Below are 19,974 nucleotides of genomic sequence, written 5' to 3' on the forward strand. Positions count from 1 at the left end.
GCGAGGTAATCATGCTTATAAAACATCTATTTGAACGAGACATCTTCCGGCCCATCAACGGGGTTGTGAAGGCCGACCAGCTTGACGACTCTTCCGTCTGGCAGGAGTTGGATGAGTTTGTCATCACGCGAGAACTCGACCAGCACGTCCGAAAATTCGTGAGTTGGTACCTCGAAGCTGTGGATCAGGGCAAGAATCCCGAACCGACCGGCAAGATGGGCATCTGGATTTCGGGGTTCTTCGGCTCTGGTAAGTCCCACTTCCTGAAAGTGCTGTCGTACCTGCTCCACAACCGCACGCACACCCATAACGGCGAGAGTAAGCAGGCGGTCGAGTTTTTCGAGAGCAAGGTCAAGGACGCCATGCTCTTTGGGGACATCAAGCGGGCGGTGGTCGCCAACACCGATGTCATCCTCTTCAACATCGACAGCAAGGCCGACCACGGGAGCACCACGGGCCGGGATCTCATCCTGCGGGTATTCCTCAAAGTCCTGAATGAGTTGCAAGGCTATAGCGGCGATCACCCTCACATCGCCCATATGGAGCGCTACCTCGAATCCAAGGGCAAACTGAAGGCGTTTCATGCCGCGTACGAAAACCACACCGGCCTGAACTGGCTCAAGGAACGGGACGCTTACCAGTTCAACCGGGATGAAGTCGTCAAAGCACTCAGCGAAACCCTCGGGCAGAGCCAGGCCGCCGCCGAGAAATGGATCGACGGGGCCGAAGAGAACTTCTCGATGTCGGTCGAGAATTTCTGCAAGTGGGTCAAGGGATACCTGGATTCCAAAGGGCCGCAACACCGGATCGTGTTCCTGGTCGATGAAGTGGGCCAGTTCATCGGTACCGACTCCCACCTGATGCTGAACCTCCAGACGATCACGGAAGAGTTAGGCACCATCTGCCGTCGCCGGGCCTGGGTCGTGGTCACGTCCCAGGAGGATATGGACACGGTGCTCGGCGATATGAGCAAGGCGAAGAAGCAGGACTTCTCCAAGATCCAAGGGCGCTTCTTCCCTCCCCTCTCCCTCTCCAGCGCCAACGTCGACGAGGTGATCCAGTCCCGCTTGCTCGCCAAACTGCCAGAAGTGAAAGGAGACCTTGAAGCCGTTTTCGAGAAGCGTGGCGATATCCTCAAGAGCCAGCTTACCTTCAAAAACTGCGGGATGACGTTCCGCCAGTTCAAAGACGGCGAGGATTTCGTCAAGAATTATCCCTTCGCCCCCTACCAGTTCCAGCTCATCCAGAAAATCTTCGAGGCGATCCGCAAAGCCGGGGCCACCGGCATGCACCTGGCGCGCGGGGAGCGTTCGATGCTCGACGCCTTCCAATCGGCGGCGAAGGCCGTTTCGATCAACGAAGTCGGTGTTCTGGTCCCGCTCTATGACTTCTACCCGTCGATCGAGAGTTTCCTCGACACGGCTGTGAAAAAGACCATCGACCAGGCGGAAAGCAACCCAAGCCTGGAGCCATTCGACCGGCAACTCCTCCAGGTGCTTTTCCTTATCCGCTATGTGGATGAGATGAAAGGGAACGTGGATAACCTCGTTACCCTCTGTCTCGACCAGATCGACGGCGACAGGCTGGCGCTGCGCCGCCGCATCGAGGAGAGCCTGGCCCGGCTCGAAAAGGAAACGCTCATTAGCCGTAGCGGCGACAATTACTTCTTCCTGACCAACGAAGAACGCGACATCAACAGGGAAATCAAGCAGGTCGACCTCTCCAGCGGCGAGGAAGCCAAGCTCCAGGGTGAGCTGATCTTCGAGGACGTGCTCAAGGGGCAACGCAAGCATCGCTTCAGCGCCAACAAGATGGACTTCGAGTTCAACCGCCGCTGCGACCTCTTCCCCATCAGCAACCAGAAAGACGGTGCCTTACTCGTCTCGGTCATCACGCCCCTGGCCGACGACTACGACCTCTACGACAAGGGGAAGGCGCTCCTGGATAGCACGACCGACGGAGGCCAGGTCCTGATCCGCCTGGGCAATGACGAAAGCCTGGGCCGGGAGCTGCGAACCTATCTCCAGACCGAGAAATACTTATCCCGCAAGAACGACGGAACGCTTTCCGAATCGACGAAACGCATCCTACGGGATTGCGCTGACGACAATCGCCATCGCCGGGAACGGCTGACGGCCTTGCTCGGCGAAATGCTCGCCTCTGCCGAATACTTCGTCGCCGGGCAGCCACTCAAGATGAAGGCCTCGTCGCCGATAGCGGCGCTGGCCGAGGCGATGGAATATCTCATCCAAAACACCTTCAGCAAGATGAGCTACCTGAAGCGGCTCACCACCGAACCGCTAAAGGAAGTTCAGGCCGTTCTCCGCAGTAATGACATCGCCAAGGAGAACCTGCTCTTTGAAAAGGGCGAGAATAATCCTGAAGCCATCGAAGACCTCCGCAGTTACCTGCAACTCTGCTCGATGAAGAGCCAGCAAGTCGTGCTGCACGATATGCTGGAGAAGCGATACTCCCTGCGTCCTTACGGATGGCCGGACGAGGAAGTGCTGCTGCTCCTGGCCCGGCTCATCGTGTTGAGCGAAATCAACCTGATGATGGACTCCACCTTGCTGCCCATCGACAAGGTGTATGAGGCGATCACGACCCCGGCAAAACGCCGCAAGATTGTCATTCGGAAGCGGGAGACCGCCGATCCCAAGGCGATCCAGAACGCCCGGAGCCTTGGCAAAGACCTGTTCGCCGAGATGGGGCCGGATGGTGAGGACGGACTGACCACGTTCTTGCAGGCCAAAATCAAGGCCTGGCAGACAGCGCTGCATGGCTACAAGCAATTGGCCGATACCGGTAACTACCCTGGCGGCGACGAAATTACGCAAGGCCTGGCGCTCATTAACCCTCTCCTCGCCGACAAGGAAAGCAGGAAGTTCATCGAGCGGTTCAACACCCTCAAGAACGACCTGCTCGATCTCGGGGAGCAGTATCACGACCTGGAGCACTTTTACGATCACCAGAAGGCGACCTGGGAAAAGCTCCGTAAGGCGCACTCCGCCTTCCAACTCAACCGGTTGGAACTGGAGAAAGACGACCAGGCCGGACCTGCCCTCAGGCGGATGCAGGAGATCCTGTCGGCGCGAAGCCCCTATGGGCTCATCAAGGAAGCCGATGCCCTCATGAACACCGTGAATGCGGTGAACGCATCGCTGCTCACGGAACGGCGAACAGGGGCCATCGGCAGGATCGAAGCCCACATCGCCACGCTGAACAAGGATGTTGCCACCGCCCAGGGTGACGCCAGCCTGCGGGCAGCGTGCCTCAAGCCACTGGAATCACTGCGGGAACAGGTGCAGAAGGAAGAAAGCCTTGCTCACATCACCCAGGCCGAGGGCGAAGCGGTCAAGGAGTTCGATGTCGCGGTAGGCCGAATCGAAGAATTCCTTCGCAAGCAAGCCGAGGAGAAGAAGCCGAAGGACGACGGATCGGGCAACGTCGCACCGCCTGCTCCAGTCGTTAAGAAGCAGCGGATTGTCAAACCGGCAGACATCGTGAAGACAGCCTACCTGGAATCGCCGGCCGACGTGGATGGCTTCCTCGACGCCCTGCGGCAGGAGCTTGAGAAGGCCCTGGCAAACAATGAACGCATACAGATCCGATGACAGGCCATGACTCGCACGAATCTGAAGGCCGAATTATCACATGCACCCACGAACGAATCCAAAGTCGATAAGGAACCGATGAACCGCACCAACCTGAAGAACTACGCTCCGCAGGCCCGCCGGGATTTCATCCAGGCGATGAAGGATCGTGCTGCCTTCTACGGACTGACCCCCAAGCATTTCGAGCCGGTGGTGGAACGGGGCGATGTGGCGGTCATTGCTGGCCGGGAGCATCCTCGCGCTGTCGCCAAGAAGCGCAAGGCACTCGAAGACCGCATCCAGCGGCACGGCTTCGAGCAGTCGATGGAAGCCCTCGCCTACACATGGTTTAACCGGCTCGTCGCCATCCGGTTCATGGAATTGCATGGATATCTGGACCATGGCTACCGCGTTTTAAGCCACCCGGAAGGCAAGCCAGCCCCGGAAATCCTCGAACATGCCGAGCATGTCGAATTCCCGGGGCTGAAGAAAGAAACGGTTATCGACCTGAAACTGGCAGGGAACAAGGAGAATGACCTTTACCGGCTGCTGCTCATGGCTCAGTGCAACGCCCTGCACGAGGCCATGCCGTTTTTGTTCGAGCGCATCGGCGATGAGACGGAGCTAGTCCTCCCCGATAACCTGCTGCACTCCGACTCGCTGATCCGCAAGCTCGTGAGCGAAATCGACGAGGAGGATTGGCAGGAAGTCGAGATCATCGGCTGGCTCTACCAGTTCTACATCTCCGAGCGGAAGGACGAAGTGATCGGCAAGGTGGTCGCCAGCGAAGACATCCCCGCCGCCACGCAGCTTTTCACGCCGAACTGGATCGTCAAGTACCTCGTGCAGAACACGCTCGGTCGGCAATGGCTGGCGACTTATCCGCAGTCGGCCCTGCGGCAGCAGATGGAGTATTACATCGAGCCAGCCGAGCAGACGCCGGAAGTGCAGAAGCAACTCAAAGCGATCACGCCGAACAGCCTGAACCCGGAAGAACTCACGCTCCTCGACCCGGCCTGCGGCTCTGGCCACATTCTGGTTGAAGCCTACGACCTGTTCAAAGCGATCTACCAGGAGCGGGGCTACCGGGCCAGGGACATCCCGACGCTGATCCTGCAAAAGAACCTGTTCGGGCTGGAGATTGACGATCGGGCGGCGCAACTTGCCGCCTTCGCCCTGATGATGAAGGCGCGTGCCGACGACCGCCGCATCTTCGAGAGCGAAGCGAAACCAAACATCGTGGCGTTTCAAGACAGTCAAGGCATGAAAGCCAGCGAGATTTTCTATGCCTTAACGTCGCCACTCAAGGGACAGGAGCATGGCGAGCCAGAGCCTGAGGCGCCTGAAGGCCATCTCTTCGACCCGGATGACAATCTGTTCACAAGGGCCAATGCAGCCAGAGCCAACCGCCCACAGCTGCCTGCTAACTTCACTCAAGCCAATATCGGCGCTCTGTTGGAATTGTTTGAGCACGCCAAGACATTCGGCTCGTTGATCCAGATCCCGCTGGAGCTGGCGGCGAAGTTGCCGGAGATTGAGAAACGTCTTGACGATGTGCTGAAGTACGGTGACCTGACCCAAGCTTCGGCACACGTTCTTAAGCCGCTGTTGCAGCAGGCCAGGCTGCTGGCCCGGCAGTACGATGCCGTGGTTGCGAACCCGCCGTACATGGGGAGCAAGTATTTCAACCAGCTTCTCAAGTCGTTCGTTGCGGAACATTTCGCCGATGCAAGGGCCGATGTGTTTGCTTGCTTCATCGACTACGCATTCAAGCGTACCAAGAAAACCGGCCTTATTGGTTTTGTCACGATGCACTCCTGGATGTTTCTATCCAGCTTCGAGGAGTTCCGTCAGTCTTTCGTGCGTAGCCGAGATGTCGTCACGATGCTGCATCTTGGCCCACGAGCGTTTGACAGCATATCTGGAGAAATCGTACAGGTTGCTGCTTTCTCAGCAATTCCTCACGGATTGAACGCAAACGGCACGTTTCTTCGTCTTGTAGACGGCGATGGTGAAGCGAAGGCGGCGATTGCACGCAAGAAGTCCTGGGATTGTGCAACACACTTCGTTCGCAGCGCTACTGATTTTGAAGCCATTCCGGGAAACAGGCTGTCTTATTGGATTAGCCCACAGATGTTGCGTGCATTCACGGACTCGAAGCTCGTGAAAGACGTTGCCGAACCAAAGCAGGGCATGGCAACCGCTGATAATAATCGCTTTGTGCGGTTCTGGCACGAAGTTTCGATTGGCAAGACCGGGTTCGGCTTACCTGACAGGGCCGCTGCCAGGAGTTCAGGAAAAAAGTGGTTCCCTTACAACAAGGGTGGGGACTATCGACGCTGGTATGGAAACAACATTTGGGTGGTTAATTGGGAAGGCGACGGGCGGGAGCTTTTCGCTTTCAAGCGGGCAGCGATCCGAAATCCCGATTTCTATTTTCGTGAGGGGATAACCTGGACTACGACAGGCTTCGGACTGTTCGGTGTGCGCTACACTGAGCCAGGGTTTCTTTTCGATGTAAAGGGATCGTCATGCTTTTGCAATCCTGATGCGATTCCTTTGCTGCTCGGCTACTTTTCGAGCGTTCTTTGCCCCCGGCTGCTTAACGCGTTCAATCCGACTTCGGAGAATCAAGTTGGCAACATTAGCGAACTTCCTGTGCTGAAGTCCCTGTTGAATGGCGAACACAGCGATATTCGTGATGTGGTTCAAACTGCCGTCTCTATTGCGAAAGACGACTGGAATTCCAGAGAAACCTCTTGGGATTTTCGTCAGCCGGAGCTTGTCACAGCTAAGGCAACAACGATTGACACGGCCGTAACGCACAATGAGAGGCTATTTCAGGAGAGATTCAACAGACTTCGTGAAGCCGAGGAGCGCAACAATCGCAGGTTCATCGAGGCCTACGGCCTGCAAGACGAGCTCTCGCCCGAAGTCCCCGACGACCAGATTACGCTCTACCACCCCGACCGTGCCGAGGACATCAAGCGGCTGCTTTCCTACGCCATCGGCTGCATGATGGGCCGCTACAGCCTTGACAAGCCGGGCTTGATCTACGCCCACAGCGGCAACCAGGGCTTCGACCTCGGCCAATTCAAGACCTTCCGGGCCGACGATGACGGCATCATCCCCCTGCTCGAATCCGATTGGGGCATCCGGGACGACGCCACCAACCGCATCGTGGAGTTCATCGGTGTGGCGTGGCCGAAGGAACACCTGGATGAGAACCTGAAGTTCGTCGCCGACAGTCTCGGCCCAACCAAGGGTGAGCAGCCACTAGACACAATCCGTCGCTATCTCGCCACCGGGTTCTACAAGCACCACCTTTCGATGTACAAAAAGCGGCCAATTTACTGGCTGTTCTCCAGCGGCAAGCAGCGGGCCTTCCAGTGCCTCGTCTACCTGCACCGCTACCACGAAGGCACGCTAGCCCGCATGCGGAATGAGTACGTCATTCCGCTCCAGGGGAAGATCGCCGCCCGCATCGAGCAACTCGAAGGCGACAAGCTGAAAGCCACCAGCACCAGCCACGGCAAGAAGCTCCAGAAGGAGCAGGATGACCTGAAGAAGCAACAGGATGAACTGCTCACCTTCGAGGAGAAATTGAAACACGCCGCTGACCAGAGGATCAGCCTCGACCTCGACGACGGTGTTAAGGTGAACTACGGCAAGTTCGGCGACCTGCTGGCCGAGTCCAAAGCGATCACGGGCGGGAAGTGCGACGAATGAGCGATCTGAACCAAATCAGCACCGCGCTCGCTCGCCTGTTCGATGAAAATGGGCAGCGTATCGTCTTCTGGAACGATCCCGACAAGGAGTTTCAAAGCACGCTGCCTTATATCATGCTCGATGGCGTCACCACGATCAGGCTCGACCAGACCCCTGCGCTCGAAGTCAAAATCCGCCTGGAGCGGGAAGAACCTGACAAGAAGTTCCTCCTCTACGCCCCGACCGAAGAGCCCGACTACGAGGATGATTGGCTGCTCGATATCCGGCTTTATAGCCGCAGTTTCCGGGCAGACCGGGCCAGCATCCTGCTGCAAGACCTGGGGTTGAAGAATCTCTCGCTGCGAGCCCATATTGCCGAACGGCGCAAGTTCTTCGACGCCAAGGAGCGGCTTCAGAAGGTCAGGAACCTTGTCGGCCCCGATGATGCCGCCGCCGATCTCGACCGCAAGATGATCGCCGTGGTCGCCAGGGCCGACCAGCCGGAGCTTTTCAATCTGGTGCGGACACTCTTCCATGCCTGGATCGATGCCGGGAGCGAGATCGACCTCGACAATCCGCCCGCCGAGTGGGTCCAGGTCGAGAAGTTTGACCTCGATGGTTCGTTCTGGCACATGGTCAAAGCCGCGTTCGGGTACGAGGAAGAAAACCCGACCCTGAAGATGTTCCTCCTCCGGCTCATGCTCACCGATTACACCCATCACCTGAAGGGCGACGTGCCGCAGTCGATCCGTGGGCTGCTCCTGCCCCGCACTGGCTGGTCAAACGCCGTTGTCTGCCTGGCGCAGTGGCGTGACAGCAGCAGCAAGGGGACGAGCTACGACCGGCTTTCCGCAGAAGCGGCGGCGATCCTAAAGATTGAAGATCACCTGCCGAACGTCGAAATCGACCAACTCATCGACGTGATGACCTTTCTGGCCGTTGAAAAGCGTATCGCCAGCAGCCTTCGGGAACGGGTTCAAACGACCGCCGACACGATCAACGCCGATGATGTGCGGGCGATTGCAATACGCCGTCAGTCCGGGCATTGGGCCACGCTGACGGTCGCCGATTCCACGGACGCTCCGCGCCAGGCCCTCCACGCCGTTTACGATGCGCTTGTTGCGGCGTCTGATTTTTATGCGCTCCGCAATCAGCACAAGAGCGGGTTCGACTATCCCGATGCCGCCGGCATGTACCGGGCCTACGAGTCCGAGCTTTACCGCTTCGACCAACTCTACCGGCACTTCTGCGAGGCCGCAGACAGCGCCGAAGGGCAGGGCTGGAACATCGTCAAGCCGCTCAGGGCCGACCTGGAGGCCCACTACATCAACTGGTACTTGACCGGAATGGCGCTCGCCTGGGGTAAGTTCATCGAGCCGCAGGATGGCTTGCTGACGAATTGGCAGATCGGCAAAGTCCCCAACCAGTATCGGTTCTACGAGAAAAGCGTGAAGCCATATCTGGAGGAGGCGGACAACCGCCGGGCTTTCGTCATCATCAGCGACGCCTTCCGGTACGAGGCGGCCCAGGAACTCACCACCGAACTCAACGGCAAGTACCGCTTTGAAGCCACGATCTCGTCGCAACTTGGGGTATTACCGTCCTATACCGCCCTTGGCATGGCGAGCCTGCTGCCACACAAAACGCTGGGGTACAAAGGAACCGACGTACTGGTAGACGGCAGGTCGAGTGTGGCCGGTGAGCGTGACGGCATTCTGAAGGCCGTTGGCGGCCTGGCTTGCAAATACGACGAACTGATGGCGAAGAAGAAGGAAGAAGGGCGGGAATTCGTCAGGGATAAGCGGGTCGTCTATATCTATCACGATGTTGTCGATGCCATCGGTGACGATGGCAAGACCGAAGGGAAAACCTTCGAGGCGGTGCGAACGGCAATCAACGAGCTGGCGGCGCTCGTGGGGTATATCGTCAACAACCTGAACGGGCACCACATCCTCGTTACGGCCGACCACGGCTTCCTCTTTACGGAAACCGCCCGGGTCGAGACCGACAAGAGCAAGCTGAGCGACAAGCCAGATGGCACCATTCTCGCCAAGAAGCGATACCTGATCGGCCCTAATCTCCCTGATCACGAAGCGGCATGGCATGGCAAGTTAAGCGTGACCGCTCGCGCCGATGGCGACATGGAATTCTGGATTCCCAAAGGGGCGAACCTGTTCCATTTCGTCGGAGGCGCTCGCTTTGTCCATGGCGGCGCGATGCCGCAGGAGATCGTCGTCCCTGTCGTCACGGTCAAGCATATCCGGGGCAAGTCAGCCCAGGAAACGAAGACCAAACCGGTCACGGTTCAGGTGCTTGGCAGCAACCACCGCATCACCACCGCCTACTGCCGCTTCCAGTTGATCCAGATGGAGGCCGTGAGCGACCGGGTGAAGCCGATCACCCTTCGGGTCGCTGTGTATGAGGGCGACGAGCCGGTTACGGGTATCCAGACGGTGAAATTCGAGAGCAGTTCGGGCAACCTGGACGAGCGGAAAAAATGGGTCAATCTGGTCCTGAAGGACCGGCAGTACAACAAGAAAACACCTTACCGCCTCGTCCTGCTCGACGCCGAAACCGGCATTGAGCAGCAAAGCGTTGAGGTAATTATTGATAGGGCGTTCACCGATGACTTCTGAGATCGAAAACAAGGATGGCATGACGCCTGATACCGGGCTGGATGATCTCCTGAACCAGTACTTTCCTGGCAAGGTGGTTCGCAAAGACCTGACCAAGCTGGTCAAGGAAGGTGCGAACGTGCCGGTTTACGTCCTGGAGTATTTGCTGGGCAGTTACTGCGCTTCGGATGACGAAACCGTCATTGAAGAAGGTCTACAAACGGTCAAGAAGGTATTGGCTGAAAATTACGTTCGGCCCGACGAAGCCGAAAAGGTCAAGTCCACGATCCGCGAACGTGGCAGCCTCAAAATCATCGACAAAGTGACGGTGACGCTCAACGAGAAGCGCGATGTGTACGAGGCCCAGCTAGGCAACCTCGGCGTCAACCGTATTGAAGTCCCCAGCTCCATCGTGAAGCAGTTCGAGAAGCTGCTGGTCGGAGGGATCTGGTGTATCGCCACGCTGGAATACTTCTTCGAGGAGGACCAGAAGGGCTCGCCTTTCCTGCTGCGCGACCTCAAGCCGATCCAGATGCCCAACATGGATCTGGAGGAATTGTTCGAGGGACGACGCGCGTTCACTGAGGAGCAATGGATCGATGCGCTCTTGCGTTCAACCGGCATGGAGCCGGCGAACCTTCCCGAGCGGGTCAAGTGGCACCTGCTCGCTCGTATGATCCCACTGGTCGAGAACAACTATAACCTCGCCGAGCTTGGCCCTCGCGGAACCGGCAAGAGCCACATCTACAAGGAGATCAGCCCGAACAGCATCCTGGTGTCCGGCGGGCAAACGACCGTTGCGAACCTGTTTTACAACATGGCCCGGCGTCAGGTAGGCCTGGTCGGCCTGTGGGATGTCGTGGCCTTCGATGAAGTGGCAGGCATCTCCTTCAAGGACAAGGATGGCGTCCAGATCATGAAGGACTACATGGCCTCGGGTTCGTTCGCCCGTGGCCGTGACGCGATCAACGCCTACGCCTCGATGGTGTTCGTTGGCAACATCAATCAACCTGTCGATACCCTGGTCAAGACGAGTCATTTGTTCGCTCCGTTCCCGGAGACGATGATCGATTCGGCCTTCTTCGATCGCTTCCATGCCTATGTGCCGGGCTGGGAAATCCCGAAAATGCGGCCGGAGTTCTTCACGAACCAGTACGGCATGATCGTGGACTACCTCGCCGAGTGGCTGCGGGAGATGCGAAAGCGGAATTTCGGTGATGCCATCAACAAATTCTTCAAGCTGGGGCGCGACCTGAACCAGCGGGACACGATTGCCGTCAAGCACACCGTCTCCGGCCTGCTGAAGCTGCTCTACCCCAACGAGGAGTATGACAAGGAGGCCGTTCGGCGCTGCCTGGAATACGCCCTTGAAGTCCGTCGCCGGGTAAAGGAGCAGCTGAAGAAGATCGGCGGCATGGAGTTCTTCGACGTTCACTTCTCCTACATCGACGTGGAGACGATGGAAGAGAAGTTCATCAGCGTGCCGGAACAGGGCGGCGGGTCGCTGATCCCAGACGGACCGCTGAACCCCGGCGTGATCCACACGGTCGCGACTGGTTCAGGCGGTCATTTAGGGCTCTACCGCCTGGAAACTCAGGTCACTTCCGGTAATGGGGCGCTCAAATCCTCTGGCCTGGGCTCAAACTCAGCCTCGAAGGAATCCATCAAGGTCGGCTTCGACTACTTCAAAGCCAACGCGAACCGCGTCAGCGCTTCGATCAAGCCGGGGGACCATGACTACCACCTGCACGTCGTCGAGTTGCACAACACCGGCCCGGCGAGCGCGATGACACTTGCTTCGTTCGTCGCCCTTTGCTCCGGCGTATTCGGCAAACCGATCCAGCAGCAGATGGTGATCCTCGGCAGCATGAGCCTCGGCGGCAACATCATACCGGTTGAGAATTTGGCCGAGTCGTTGCAGGTTGCCTTCGACGCTGGAGCCAAGCGGTTACTCTTGCCGATGGCGAGCGTAAAAGACGTTCCGACAATCCCCGGAGAGTTGTTCGCTAAGTTCCAGACAGGTTTCTACGCAGATCCTGTGGATGCGGTCTTCAAAGCACTGGGCGTGCAGTAACGGAGCATGAGCCAAAACCGAAGGAATCAACAACTTATGGCCGGGTCAAGCAATCACCACAGACATGGCGAGCTATGTCAGAGTGATGCTCTCTAAGGTAGCTGGCTAACCCAGTCGCTCTTGCTCGAATTCGATACCCATCCGCGCATGTTTATCCTTCCAGGAGCGATTCTAGTGCTCGGGATCGATCGGCCCCTGGGCACTGTGCCGGACATACAGCAGATAAACCGTGTTTCCCTCAATCGAGTACAGCAGGCGGTAGGTTCCACGCCGCTTGCCGTACAGCTTCTGCCGGATCTCGGTGCCGAGCAGTTCCGATTCCTCTTCGGCGATCGGATGGCGCTTCGGGTACTTTGCCAGTGAGGCGATGGCCTTCTCAAGACCCTCGTACCATCGGGCTGCCGCCTCCGGCGACCGTTCGGCCAGCCAGCGGAATGCTTCGATCGCTCCGGCCCTGGCCCGTGGGGTGAATACGACGCGATAGGTCACTGGGCTTTCTTCCCGGCGAGAATCTGCCGCATCTCAGCGAGCACCTCCTCCGCCGGGATGCCCAGACCTTTCTTCATTTCCTCAACCGAGGCCCGAAGCGTTTCCATCCTCTCCGCCTGCTCTGCCCGTTCCAGAAGGCGCTGGTATGATGCCGAATCCTGGACGACGATTTCGGCCTTCCCGTTAACCGTCAGCACAACGGGCTCGCCCGTTTCTTTCAGCTGCCGGATAAACTCGGGAGTGTGTCGCTTGAAGTTCGACAGCGAGTTGATGTCTCGGTTGATATCGAGCATGCGCCGTACTCCTGCACTCAATTTGCATTCAATTTAATGCTATCCGGTTCCCCTCCCCCTTGCAAGCCGGAAGGTAGGGAACCCAGCCGCGCCCGGTGTTACTAATCTCAAAAACGAAGGAATTAGTTGACTAAGAATAAATGACGGCTTATGTTACGGCTTGTCGCTGGGCCTGGGTGTACTGGCCGGGTTGTCACTTAACCGGCCGTTTATGTGACAGGGCGGAAGTTGAACGAATTTAAGGATTGCGGCGGGCAGGATGCTGGTTGGGTACATGAGGGTGAGCAAATCGGACGGGAGCCAGGCTACCGACCTCCAGCGTGATGCCCTTATCGAAGCCGGGGTGGATCCCCAGCACCTCTACGAAGACACCGCCTCCGGGAAGAAGGATGCGAGGCCAGGCCTTGCGGCCTGCCTGAAAGCGCTGCGCGAAGGCGATACCCTCATCGTGTGGAAGCTCGACCGGCTGGGGCGCGACCTTCGGCACCTCGTGAACACCGTGCATGATCTCACCACCAGGGGGGTGGGCTTCCGTGTACTGACCGGGCATGGCGCGACCATCGACACCACCACACCCAGCGGCAAGCTAGTCTTTGGGTTCTTCGCCGCCCTAGCCGAGTTCGAGCGGGAACTGATTATCGAACGCACGCGGGCCGGCCTTGCCGCCGCCCGTGCCCGGGGAAGGAACGGCGGCAGGCCATGGACGATGACGCCCGCGAAGCTACGCCTCGCCCAGGCAGCGATGGGAAAGCCTGAGACCGTGATCAGCGAACTCTGCACCGAGCTTGGCATTACCCGCCAGACCCTCTACCGGCATGTGGACCCGAAGGGCAACCTGAGGCCCCACGGGCAGAAGCTGCTGGAAGCCAAACGCCCCTCCCCCAAATAACGCCGAAAGGAACCGCCATGGATAACCTGCTCACCATCGCCCTCGAAGCCCACAGCGAGGAACGCAACCACCACCGCCGCTATGAAATTGTGGTCGGCCGCGACCTGCTCGACGACTGGACGGTCGCCATCCACTACGGCCGGGTCGGCCAGGGTGGCCAGGCGAAACGCTACGCTTCTGCAAAGGCCGACGACATGAAGGCCATCGTCCGTGAGCGGCTGCTCCGCCGCCTCTCCGCCCCCAAGCGTATCGGATGCCCCTACCGCCTCGCCGCCTTCAATGCCGGCCCAGGAATCGACATCCAGTCATGGCTACCGGGCGAGGTTATGGCAAGATTTTTCCACTCGGCCGGCTGAGGGTTGCTTCACCGCCTGTCGGCCCCTCGCGTCCCCTTCGTGGTAACACGGATACAGCGAGAAGCTCCCACGCCCGGTTCACTCGATGGCACCCCCGGCATTCGCCGGGCCGGGCTCTGCGCGGCTCGCGTTGCTCGGTCCCTTCGGGACTCGCCTGCGGCGACCGCTCCGATCCCTGGTGCGGTTAGCGGATGCGGGCTACGCCCGCGCCTATCGTTGGTGGGGCTCAGGTTCAGCTAAAACAGAGGCACCGCACGGAATCTGCGGCAGCATCGGCCGTGCCATGCCATCAGCCTGCGCCCCCGTTCCCCTTCACCCCCGCCTCGGCCAGATTATATGCCCCTTGCGGGGCGAAAGACCGCCGGGCGAGGGTGAAGGGAAACGGAGGCACGAAAGGCAGCACCCAGGATGCTACTTTGGCCAAAGGTTAAACGTGTGGCGTACAGCCGCATCGTGGTTGTGCGATCTGTTTGACCGCTTAAGTGTTTGCGCGTATGTTCGCAACGGAACAATCGGCCAAAGGACAAAACATGAAAACAATAGCAATTATTAGCCAGAAAGGTGGTGCGGGAAAGACAACACTGGCAATCCATCTCGCGGTGGCTGCTGAGCGCCGCAATATGAATACAGCCCTCTTCGACCTCGACCCACAGGCATCAGCATCGAGTTGGGCCGATAAGCGAACAGAGCCTGCTCCGGCCGTGGTTTCCGCCCAGGCCGCCCGCTTACCTAGCCTGCTCGAACAGGCGGCCTCCCAGTCGGCAGACCTTGTGATCATTGACAGCGCTCCGAATGCCGATTCGGCGTCCCTTGCCGCCGCCCGTGCTTCCGATCTCATCCTAATCCCCTGCCGCCCGGCAGCGTTTGACCTGAATGCCATCGGAACAACCCTGAGCCTCGCTGCCGTGGCTGGCAAGCCCGCCTTCGTGGTGCTAAACGCTGTCCCTCCCGTTGGGAAAGTCGGTGAGGAAGCCCGGAGCGCTCTGGAAGAAGGCGGTGTCCACGTCGCCCCACCCGTCCTCCACCAACTGGTAGCGTTCTCACACTCCGTGAACGATGGGCATACAGCTCAAGAGCTCTATCCGAAAAGCAAGGCCACCAAGGAGATCACCGAATTGTTCCAGTGGCTGCGCAAACAGGTCAACGTGCAAACACGCTTGCGGAGAAACGATGAACCACGCAAACATGCAATATTCTGAGTGTTCCGGCACGCCTTCAAGGTGCTTCCGCCTGCGCAAAACACGGTATCCGTTTGTGCGTTTGTCTGGTTGCTACTTTTCGCGTCAACACTCCCACACAACAAGGTGCAAACTGCCAAATACGCAAACACGCAAACAATAAGCAATTAAGTAGAAGGACTGTAATATGAAGAAAAGAGCCCCCCTCACGTTCACATCAGAGCCAGTAGCTCCGACAATATCACCACCTTTACCAAGCCAGCCGGAAGAGCAAACACGTTTGGCAGCAAACACAGCAACCCGCAAACGTGCAAAAAACGAAGCTAAGCCAGGGAGGGATGGCCGGCAGTTCATCGCGGCGCATGTGACCCCGGAAGCGGCCAAGCAATTCAAGCTCCTCGTCGTTCAGAGGGATACCACGACCCAGGATCTGCTGACCGAGGCGATCAACGATCTCTTCGCGAAGTACGGACTGAGCCGAATCGCCTAGCAGGGGGTCAGGCTACAGGCTTGCGGTTGTACCTACTGCGGCAGAAGCCGAGAAACGCGGCATCGGGATTCTTCAGTTCGGGCTGGCCGCTTTCGACCCAGAAGCTACGCCACTGCTCTTCGAGGAGGTATACGTCGTAGCCAGGGGCAACCGTTCGGGCATCGTGATACGTTTCCGGGTCGAGCACCGGGTATGCCGTGGCCTGGACAGCCTGAAGGGCAGGGAGAGCCCCGCGATTGATGAACCTGACGGTGTCACCCTCCAAGGCAACCGCATAGTCTGGAACGTGGCCATGCTGGGCATCTTCGCTGCATATCTGGCTCACGAGGCGCCGAAACTCCTTCTCGCTGGAAGCGGAGCCACATTTTTTCCGTAGCAATTCGAGCGAGATCGCCCATTCGTCCTGTTTCCCGCAGTGCTTCCGGGCGAGTTCATACATCCGCCGTTCCAGGGGCTTCCTGAGTCGGAAATAATCCCGGTGCAGGGTGAGCACCTCGCGGCCGATGACTGCGTTGAAGACCCAATCCGAGAGGTTGATGCGAATCTCGGCCATCCTGCCGGAATCCGAATGGCGGATAATGTTCCAACTGTCGATCAGGCCGAAGCCGGAGGTGATTTCCTCGCCACCCGTCTTGATGTTCGTTCTGAGGCGTGTCCCGCTCAGCCTATCGAGGGCGGAAACCAGCTGCTCGTAACCTCTCCCGTCGATATTGCGGTTTGTGGAAACGAGTAGGTCATACGCCTTGATGTGCAGGGTCCGGTGAGGGTCGAAGCCAGCGTTCATCTTGGCGATGAGCTGGCTTATGCAGTAAATCAGGATGTCTTTGTCATGAATCGTGGCGAGGCCGAGCGTGCTCGGTATGACCGTAAGCCTGACGCCATTATGCTCATACTCGCGGACGGTCAGATCGGGCTTGGTGGCAAGGGAGAAGATGGGGTGCTCCATCGACCCGATATCATCTTTCGGAATGGCGTCCGTGACATCGCAAATGAAAAAGTCCTGGATCGGATGACGATCCGGGAGGAGAGGAGTATTTCTGTTCGTGCTTTTGCCCACCATGAACGCACTATCGTGTTTTCACACACTGATGTCAAGCTTTGTGTTTTCACACACCAAGGCGTCTTTTTCGTGCTTTTACACACCGAACATCGTGTATTTGCCCACCGTCTTTCGTGCTTTCACACACCGGCCCGCCGAAATCCGTCATCGTTTCCAAAGGCTTGCGGGGCAAAAATTCTGCTTAACACAAGATCTAACAAATATATTTAACACACAAGCATTGCCTGTGGATAACTTTTCATGCAGAGGGTGAATCTGTGAAGCGAGGCATTGAAGAGCGAGAGGGGTCACACGGCCAACGCGGAAACCTCTGACCACCATCGAGTCGAAAATGCCCCTGCGAAGGCCGTAGAGAAGAATCTTCGCATTTCCTGCTCCCTACCACCCACCGAGGAGAGATCCGCATCCAGAAGCCGCGAGAATGCGATTACGGGCTATCCGAGGCATGGAAGGGGAAGGCTGCGGCTCCGACCAGGCAGCATATAAACCCATCGCATCAAACTCTGCATGTGCAGAGAAAGCCACTGAACGGAAGAAAAATCCCGGGAATTTCCAGTATTTCCTGGAATCCGGTTGCGCTCCATACAAGCGGCGTAAGTTATTGCAATGTAAGGTGGTTAAGTTGTGCGGCTAAGCCCTAAATGGGCACGGTTCGGGTCCGTGAGGTCGGAGGTTCAAATCCTCTCGCCCCGACTAAACCCATCTCCTTTGCCGAACGCGAGTTAGGCGTACCTTCCGGTGGTCGGAAGCGCGGCGTAGAGGTCCCGGTAAACGGTACATGTACCGTTTTGGCCCACCTCAGATGCCGTACCATGCCCCGGAACAATCGTCCTACCTCCTATCACCTGCACAAGGCGCGCAAGTGCGCCGTCGTCACGATCGACGGACGCGGTTATTATCTGGGTCCCTTTGGCTCCCCCGAGAGCCAGGAACGCTACGCCCGGCTGATCGCACAGTGGCGTGCCGATCAGCGGCACCAACGCCCGTCCGGACCCGTGCGTCCCGACCCCTCGCTGTCGATCGAAGAGCTCATGCTCGCGTACTGGGCGCATGTCGAACAGTATTACGTCAAGGATGGTCGCCCGACGAGCGAGCAAGACAACATCCGGCAGGCCCTGCGGTTCCTGCGATGCCTCTACGGGCGATCTTCGGCTGCGGAGTTTGGTCCACTCGCCCTGCAGCGTGTCCGGTAATCGATGATCGAGGCCAACCGGTCGCGGAAACTGATCAATAAGGACATCAACCGGATCCGCGGCATGTTTGGCTGGGCCGTCGCTCAGGAGTTGCTGCCGGTCGAGGTCCACCAGGCCCTGACCCGGGTCAAGGGCCTGCGCAGGGGGCGCTCGGAAGCTCGCGAGACCGAGCCGGTGGTCCCCGTGCCGGAGGAGGCGATCCGGGCAGTCTTACCCCATCTGTCGCCCCAGGTCGCGGCCATGGTCGAGTTGCAGTTCCTCTGCGGTGCCCGCCCTCAGGAGATCATCCTGATCCGGCCCTGCGATGTCGAGACCGGCGGAGACGCCTGGCTCTACCAGCCGGGTCGCCACAAGACCCAGCACTTCGACCGTGCGAAGGTGATCGTGCTGGGGCCGAGGGCCCAGCAGGTGCTGCACCCCTGGCTCGATCGCGACCCGGAATCGTATGGCTTCGTCCCGGCCGAGGTCGCGGAGTGGCAACGGCGACGGAGTCGGCGTCGATCCCCTGCCGAGAGCTCGAAGTCTCCAGGAAGCGGCCGCCCCGGTCGTCTCGCGGCCGGGGCTCATTACACACGGCACAGCTACCGGGTGGCAATCCAGCGGGCTTGCCGGCGGGCGGGGATTCCCGCCTGGTCGCCTCACCGGCTGCGACACACGCGGGCCACGATGATCCGCCAGGACTTCGGGCTGGAGGCCGCCAAGGCCGTCCTGGGTCATACCGATTCCAGGATCACCGAGATTTATGCGGCACGCGACCTGGCCCAGGCGACCGAGGTCATGCGGGCGATCGGCTGAGCCCTTCGCGGTGCTCGACGTAACGAACCTGCCCATTCCCCACTGCCCTGCGTCGCGGCGCTCCGATCCGGAGTTTCTCAGGGCCATGCAGGGGGCCGGCCTTCGTCTCGGAACGAACGCCATCGGTGAGCCACGTCGTCCCCGGTCCGGCGGACCATCGCTGACCAGAATGATTGCCAACGATCCGCGGTTCGGGTCCGCTCCCGAAGTAAGAGTGACCTTCCCCACGAATCGCTCACCATTACCCGCAAGTTGGAGGGCGGCGATCACTCGGTATCCTCGCTTCGTAATCGTCGGATGTGGTCCGAACACGAACTCCGATCCGTGAAGCTGGGTGATCGTCGCCTCAATCAGAGTCCCTCGCCGCGAGGCCGGAGGCCAGCGTCCCTCAGGCCACCGGCTCTTGGACCGCGGCCAAGGCCGCTTACCGATTCTGGGACAATGACCGGGGCTCTCCCGAGGCGATCCTGGCCGCACATCGCGACGGCGCCCGCGACCGCCTGCCCGAGACCGGCCCGGTCCTGGCCATCCAGGACACCACGGCGCTGGACTGGACGACGCACCCCGCGACCTCGGGGTTGGGGTATCTGGCGAACCGCCGCAAGGCCGGGCTGCTTGCCCACTCCGTCTTGGCTGCCGACCCTGACGGCGTTCCCCTCGGTCTGCTGCATCAGCATGTCTGGGCAAGAGCCCCCGAGGGATTGGGGCATCGCGAGTTGCGGAACAAGTTGCCAACGCAGGCGAAGGAGGCCCAGCGATGGATCGACGCCTTGAGTGCCACCGAGGCCGCATTGCCTCCGGGAGTGATCGTGGTGACGGTGGCCGATCGCGAGGCCGACTACTACGACCTCTTCGCCGCCACGCGGCGTGACGGGTCCCATCTGCTGATCCGCGCCCAGCCGCGTCGCCGCGTCCGGCACACCGAGAAGCTCCTCGACCGCGCCTTGCGGACCGAGCCCGTCCGGGGGTCCTTCAATGTCGAGATCCCTCGCGGCCCCGGCCGTCCGGCAAGGGTTGCGAGCCTGACCGCACGCTTCGCGGCGGTTTCCCTGGCGCCGCCATTGACTCGCCGCATCGGCGACCGCCTCCCCGATCTCCCCGTGACGGCGATCCTGGCCGAGGAGGAATACCCTCCGGAGGGCCAGGAGCCGATCCGCTGGTGGCTGCTGACAACCCTGCTGGTCACGAGCCTGGCGGATGCCGAAAGGATGGTGCTCTGGTATTCACGGCGTTGGCTCATC

General features: G+C 59.2%; 13 protein-coding genes and 1 pseudogene. 11 read left to right on the plus strand and 3 right to left on the minus strand.

Annotated features, from left to right (window positions below; translation table 11 throughout):
- Positions 1–11 precede the first annotated feature (11 nt).
- From brxC to brxL, 4 genes are all read left to right on the plus strand, one after another.
- Complete coding sequence (brxC, locus tag GA615_RS19855; RefSeq protein WP_152053060.1) at positions 12–3,614, plus strand: BREX system P-loop protein BrxC; 3,603 nt, start codon at positions 12–14, stop codon at positions 3,612–3,614.
- Positions 3,615–3,692: 78 nt separating this feature from the next.
- Complete coding sequence (gene pglX / locus GA615_RS19860) at positions 3,693–7,322, plus strand: BREX-1 system adenine-specific DNA-methyltransferase PglX (RefSeq protein WP_152053085.1); 3,630 nt, start codon at positions 3,693–3,695, stop codon at positions 7,320–7,322.
- Positions 7,319–9,937: a BREX-1 system phosphatase PglZ type A gene (gene pglZ, locus GA615_RS19865; RefSeq protein ID WP_152053061.1), complete on the plus strand. Its 2,619-nt coding sequence runs from the start codon at positions 7,319–7,321 to the stop codon at positions 9,935–9,937. The genes pglX and pglZ overlap by 4 nt, the downstream gene beginning before the upstream one ends.
- Positions 9,927–11,990 carry a protease Lon-related BREX system protein BrxL gene (brxL, locus tag GA615_RS19870; protein ID WP_235905572.1) on the plus strand — a complete coding sequence of 688 codons (2,064 nt, stop codon included), beginning with the start codon at positions 9,927–9,929 and terminating at the stop codon, positions 11,988–11,990. Before pglZ ends, brxL begins: the two co-directional genes overlap by 11 nt.
- A gap of 171 nt (positions 11,991–12,161) precedes the next feature.
- On the opposite strand, the gene GA615_RS19875 is transcribed toward brxL, so the two are convergent.
- Both GA615_RS19875 and GA615_RS19880 read right to left on the minus strand, forming a co-directional pair.
- A complete protein-coding gene (locus GA615_RS19875; protein ID WP_152053062.1) occupies positions 12,162–12,479 on the minus strand; it encodes a type II toxin-antitoxin system RelE/ParE family toxin in 318 nt (105 codons plus the stop codon).
- Positions 12,476–12,772 (minus strand): type II toxin-antitoxin system Phd/YefM family antitoxin, encoded by a 297-nt coding sequence (locus GA615_RS19880; RefSeq protein ID WP_152053063.1) that lies wholly within the window; start codon positions 12,770–12,772, stop codon positions 12,476–12,478. The genes GA615_RS19875 and GA615_RS19880 overlap by 4 nt, the downstream gene beginning before the upstream one ends.
- A 259-nt stretch (positions 12,773–13,031) precedes the next feature.
- Between GA615_RS19880 and GA615_RS19885 the strand changes: the two genes are divergently transcribed.
- The 4 genes from GA615_RS19885 (at position 13,032) to GA615_RS19900 (ending at position 15,685) form a co-directional block, all read left to right on the plus strand.
- Complete coding sequence (locus GA615_RS19885) at positions 13,032–13,661, plus strand: recombinase family protein (RefSeq protein ID WP_152053064.1); 630 nt, start codon at positions 13,032–13,034, stop codon at positions 13,659–13,661.
- Positions 13,662–13,678: 17 nt separating this feature from the next.
- Complete coding sequence (locus GA615_RS19890) at positions 13,679–14,017, plus strand: WGR domain-containing protein (protein WP_152053065.1); 339 nt, start codon at positions 13,679–13,681, stop codon at positions 14,015–14,017.
- Positions 14,018–14,511: 494 nt separating this feature from the next.
- A complete protein-coding gene (locus tag GA615_RS19895) occupies positions 14,512–15,216 on the plus strand; it encodes a nucleotide-binding protein (RefSeq protein WP_201750254.1) in 705 nt (234 codons plus the stop codon).
- A gap of 166 nt (positions 15,217–15,382) precedes the next feature.
- Positions 15,383–15,685, plus strand: coding sequence for a ribbon-helix-helix domain-containing protein (locus GA615_RS19900; RefSeq protein ID WP_152053067.1), 303 nt, complete (start codon positions 15,383–15,385; stop codon positions 15,683–15,685).
- Positions 15,686–15,692: 7 nt separating this feature from the next.
- On the opposite strand, the gene GA615_RS19905 is transcribed toward GA615_RS19900, so the two are convergent.
- Positions 15,693–16,745: a replication initiator protein A gene (locus GA615_RS19905; protein WP_152053068.1), complete on the minus strand. Its 1,053-nt coding sequence runs from the start codon at positions 16,743–16,745 to the stop codon at positions 15,693–15,695.
- Between the two features lie 812 nt (positions 16,746–17,557).
- On the opposite strand from GA615_RS19905, the gene GA615_RS19910 reads away from it, so the two are divergent.
- From GA615_RS19910 to GA615_RS19920, 3 genes and pseudogenes are all read left to right on the plus strand, one after another.
- Positions 17,558–17,938, plus strand: a complete 381-nt coding sequence (locus tag GA615_RS19910) for a hypothetical protein (protein ID WP_152053069.1) — start codon at positions 17,558–17,560, stop codon at positions 17,936–17,938.
- Positions 17,939–17,941: 3 nt separating this feature from the next.
- Positions 17,942–18,733, plus strand: a complete 792-nt coding sequence (locus GA615_RS19915; protein ID WP_152053070.1) for a tyrosine-type recombinase/integrase — start codon at positions 17,942–17,944, stop codon at positions 18,731–18,733.
- 365 nt (positions 18,734–19,098) lie between these two features.
- A pseudogene (locus tag GA615_RS19920) lies at positions 19,099–19,974 on the plus strand (IS4 family transposase); the annotation flags it as partial.

This window comes from Tautonia marina, from assembly GCF_009177065.1.
GTDB lineage: Bacteria > Planctomycetota > Planctomycetia > Isosphaerales > Isosphaeraceae > Tautonia > Tautonia marina.

Excerpts from the sequence above, each read along its gene's own strand:
- GA615_RS19915 (WP_152053070.1), top strand. The coding sequence starts at position 17,942 with ATGATCGAGGCCAACCGGTCGCGGAAACTGATCAATAAGGACATCAAC.
- GA615_RS19895 (WP_201750254.1), top strand. The coding sequence starts at position 14,512 with ATGTTCGCAACGGAACAATCGGCCAAAGGACAAAACATGAAAACAATA.
- GA615_RS19880 (WP_152053063.1), bottom strand. The coding sequence starts at position 12,772 with ATGCTCGATATCAACCGAGACATCAACTCGCTGTCGAACTTCAAGCGA.
- brxC (WP_152053060.1), top strand. The coding sequence starts at position 12 with ATGCTTATAAAACATCTATTTGAACGAGACATCTTCCGGCCCATCAAC.
- GA615_RS19905 (WP_152053068.1), bottom strand. The coding sequence starts at position 16,745 with ATGGTGGGCAAAAGCACGAACAGAAATACTCCTCTCCTCCCGGATCGT.
- GA615_RS19900 (WP_152053067.1), top strand. The coding sequence starts at position 15,383 with ATGAAGAAAAGAGCCCCCCTCACGTTCACATCAGAGCCAGTAGCTCCG.
- GA615_RS19910 (WP_152053069.1), top strand. The coding sequence starts at position 17,558 with ATGCCCCGGAACAATCGTCCTACCTCCTATCACCTGCACAAGGCGCGC.
- pglX (WP_152053085.1), top strand. The coding sequence starts at position 3,693 with ATGAACCGCACCAACCTGAAGAACTACGCTCCGCAGGCCCGCCGGGAT.
- brxL (WP_235905572.1), top strand. The coding sequence starts at position 9,927 with ATGACTTCTGAGATCGAAAACAAGGATGGCATGACGCCTGATACCGGG.
- GA615_RS19890 (WP_152053065.1), top strand. The coding sequence starts at position 13,679 with ATGGATAACCTGCTCACCATCGCCCTCGAAGCCCACAGCGAGGAACGC.
- pglZ (WP_152053061.1), top strand. The coding sequence starts at position 7,319 with ATGAGCGATCTGAACCAAATCAGCACCGCGCTCGCTCGCCTGTTCGAT.
- GA615_RS19885 (WP_152053064.1), top strand. The coding sequence starts at position 13,032 with ATGCTGGTTGGGTACATGAGGGTGAGCAAATCGGACGGGAGCCAGGCT.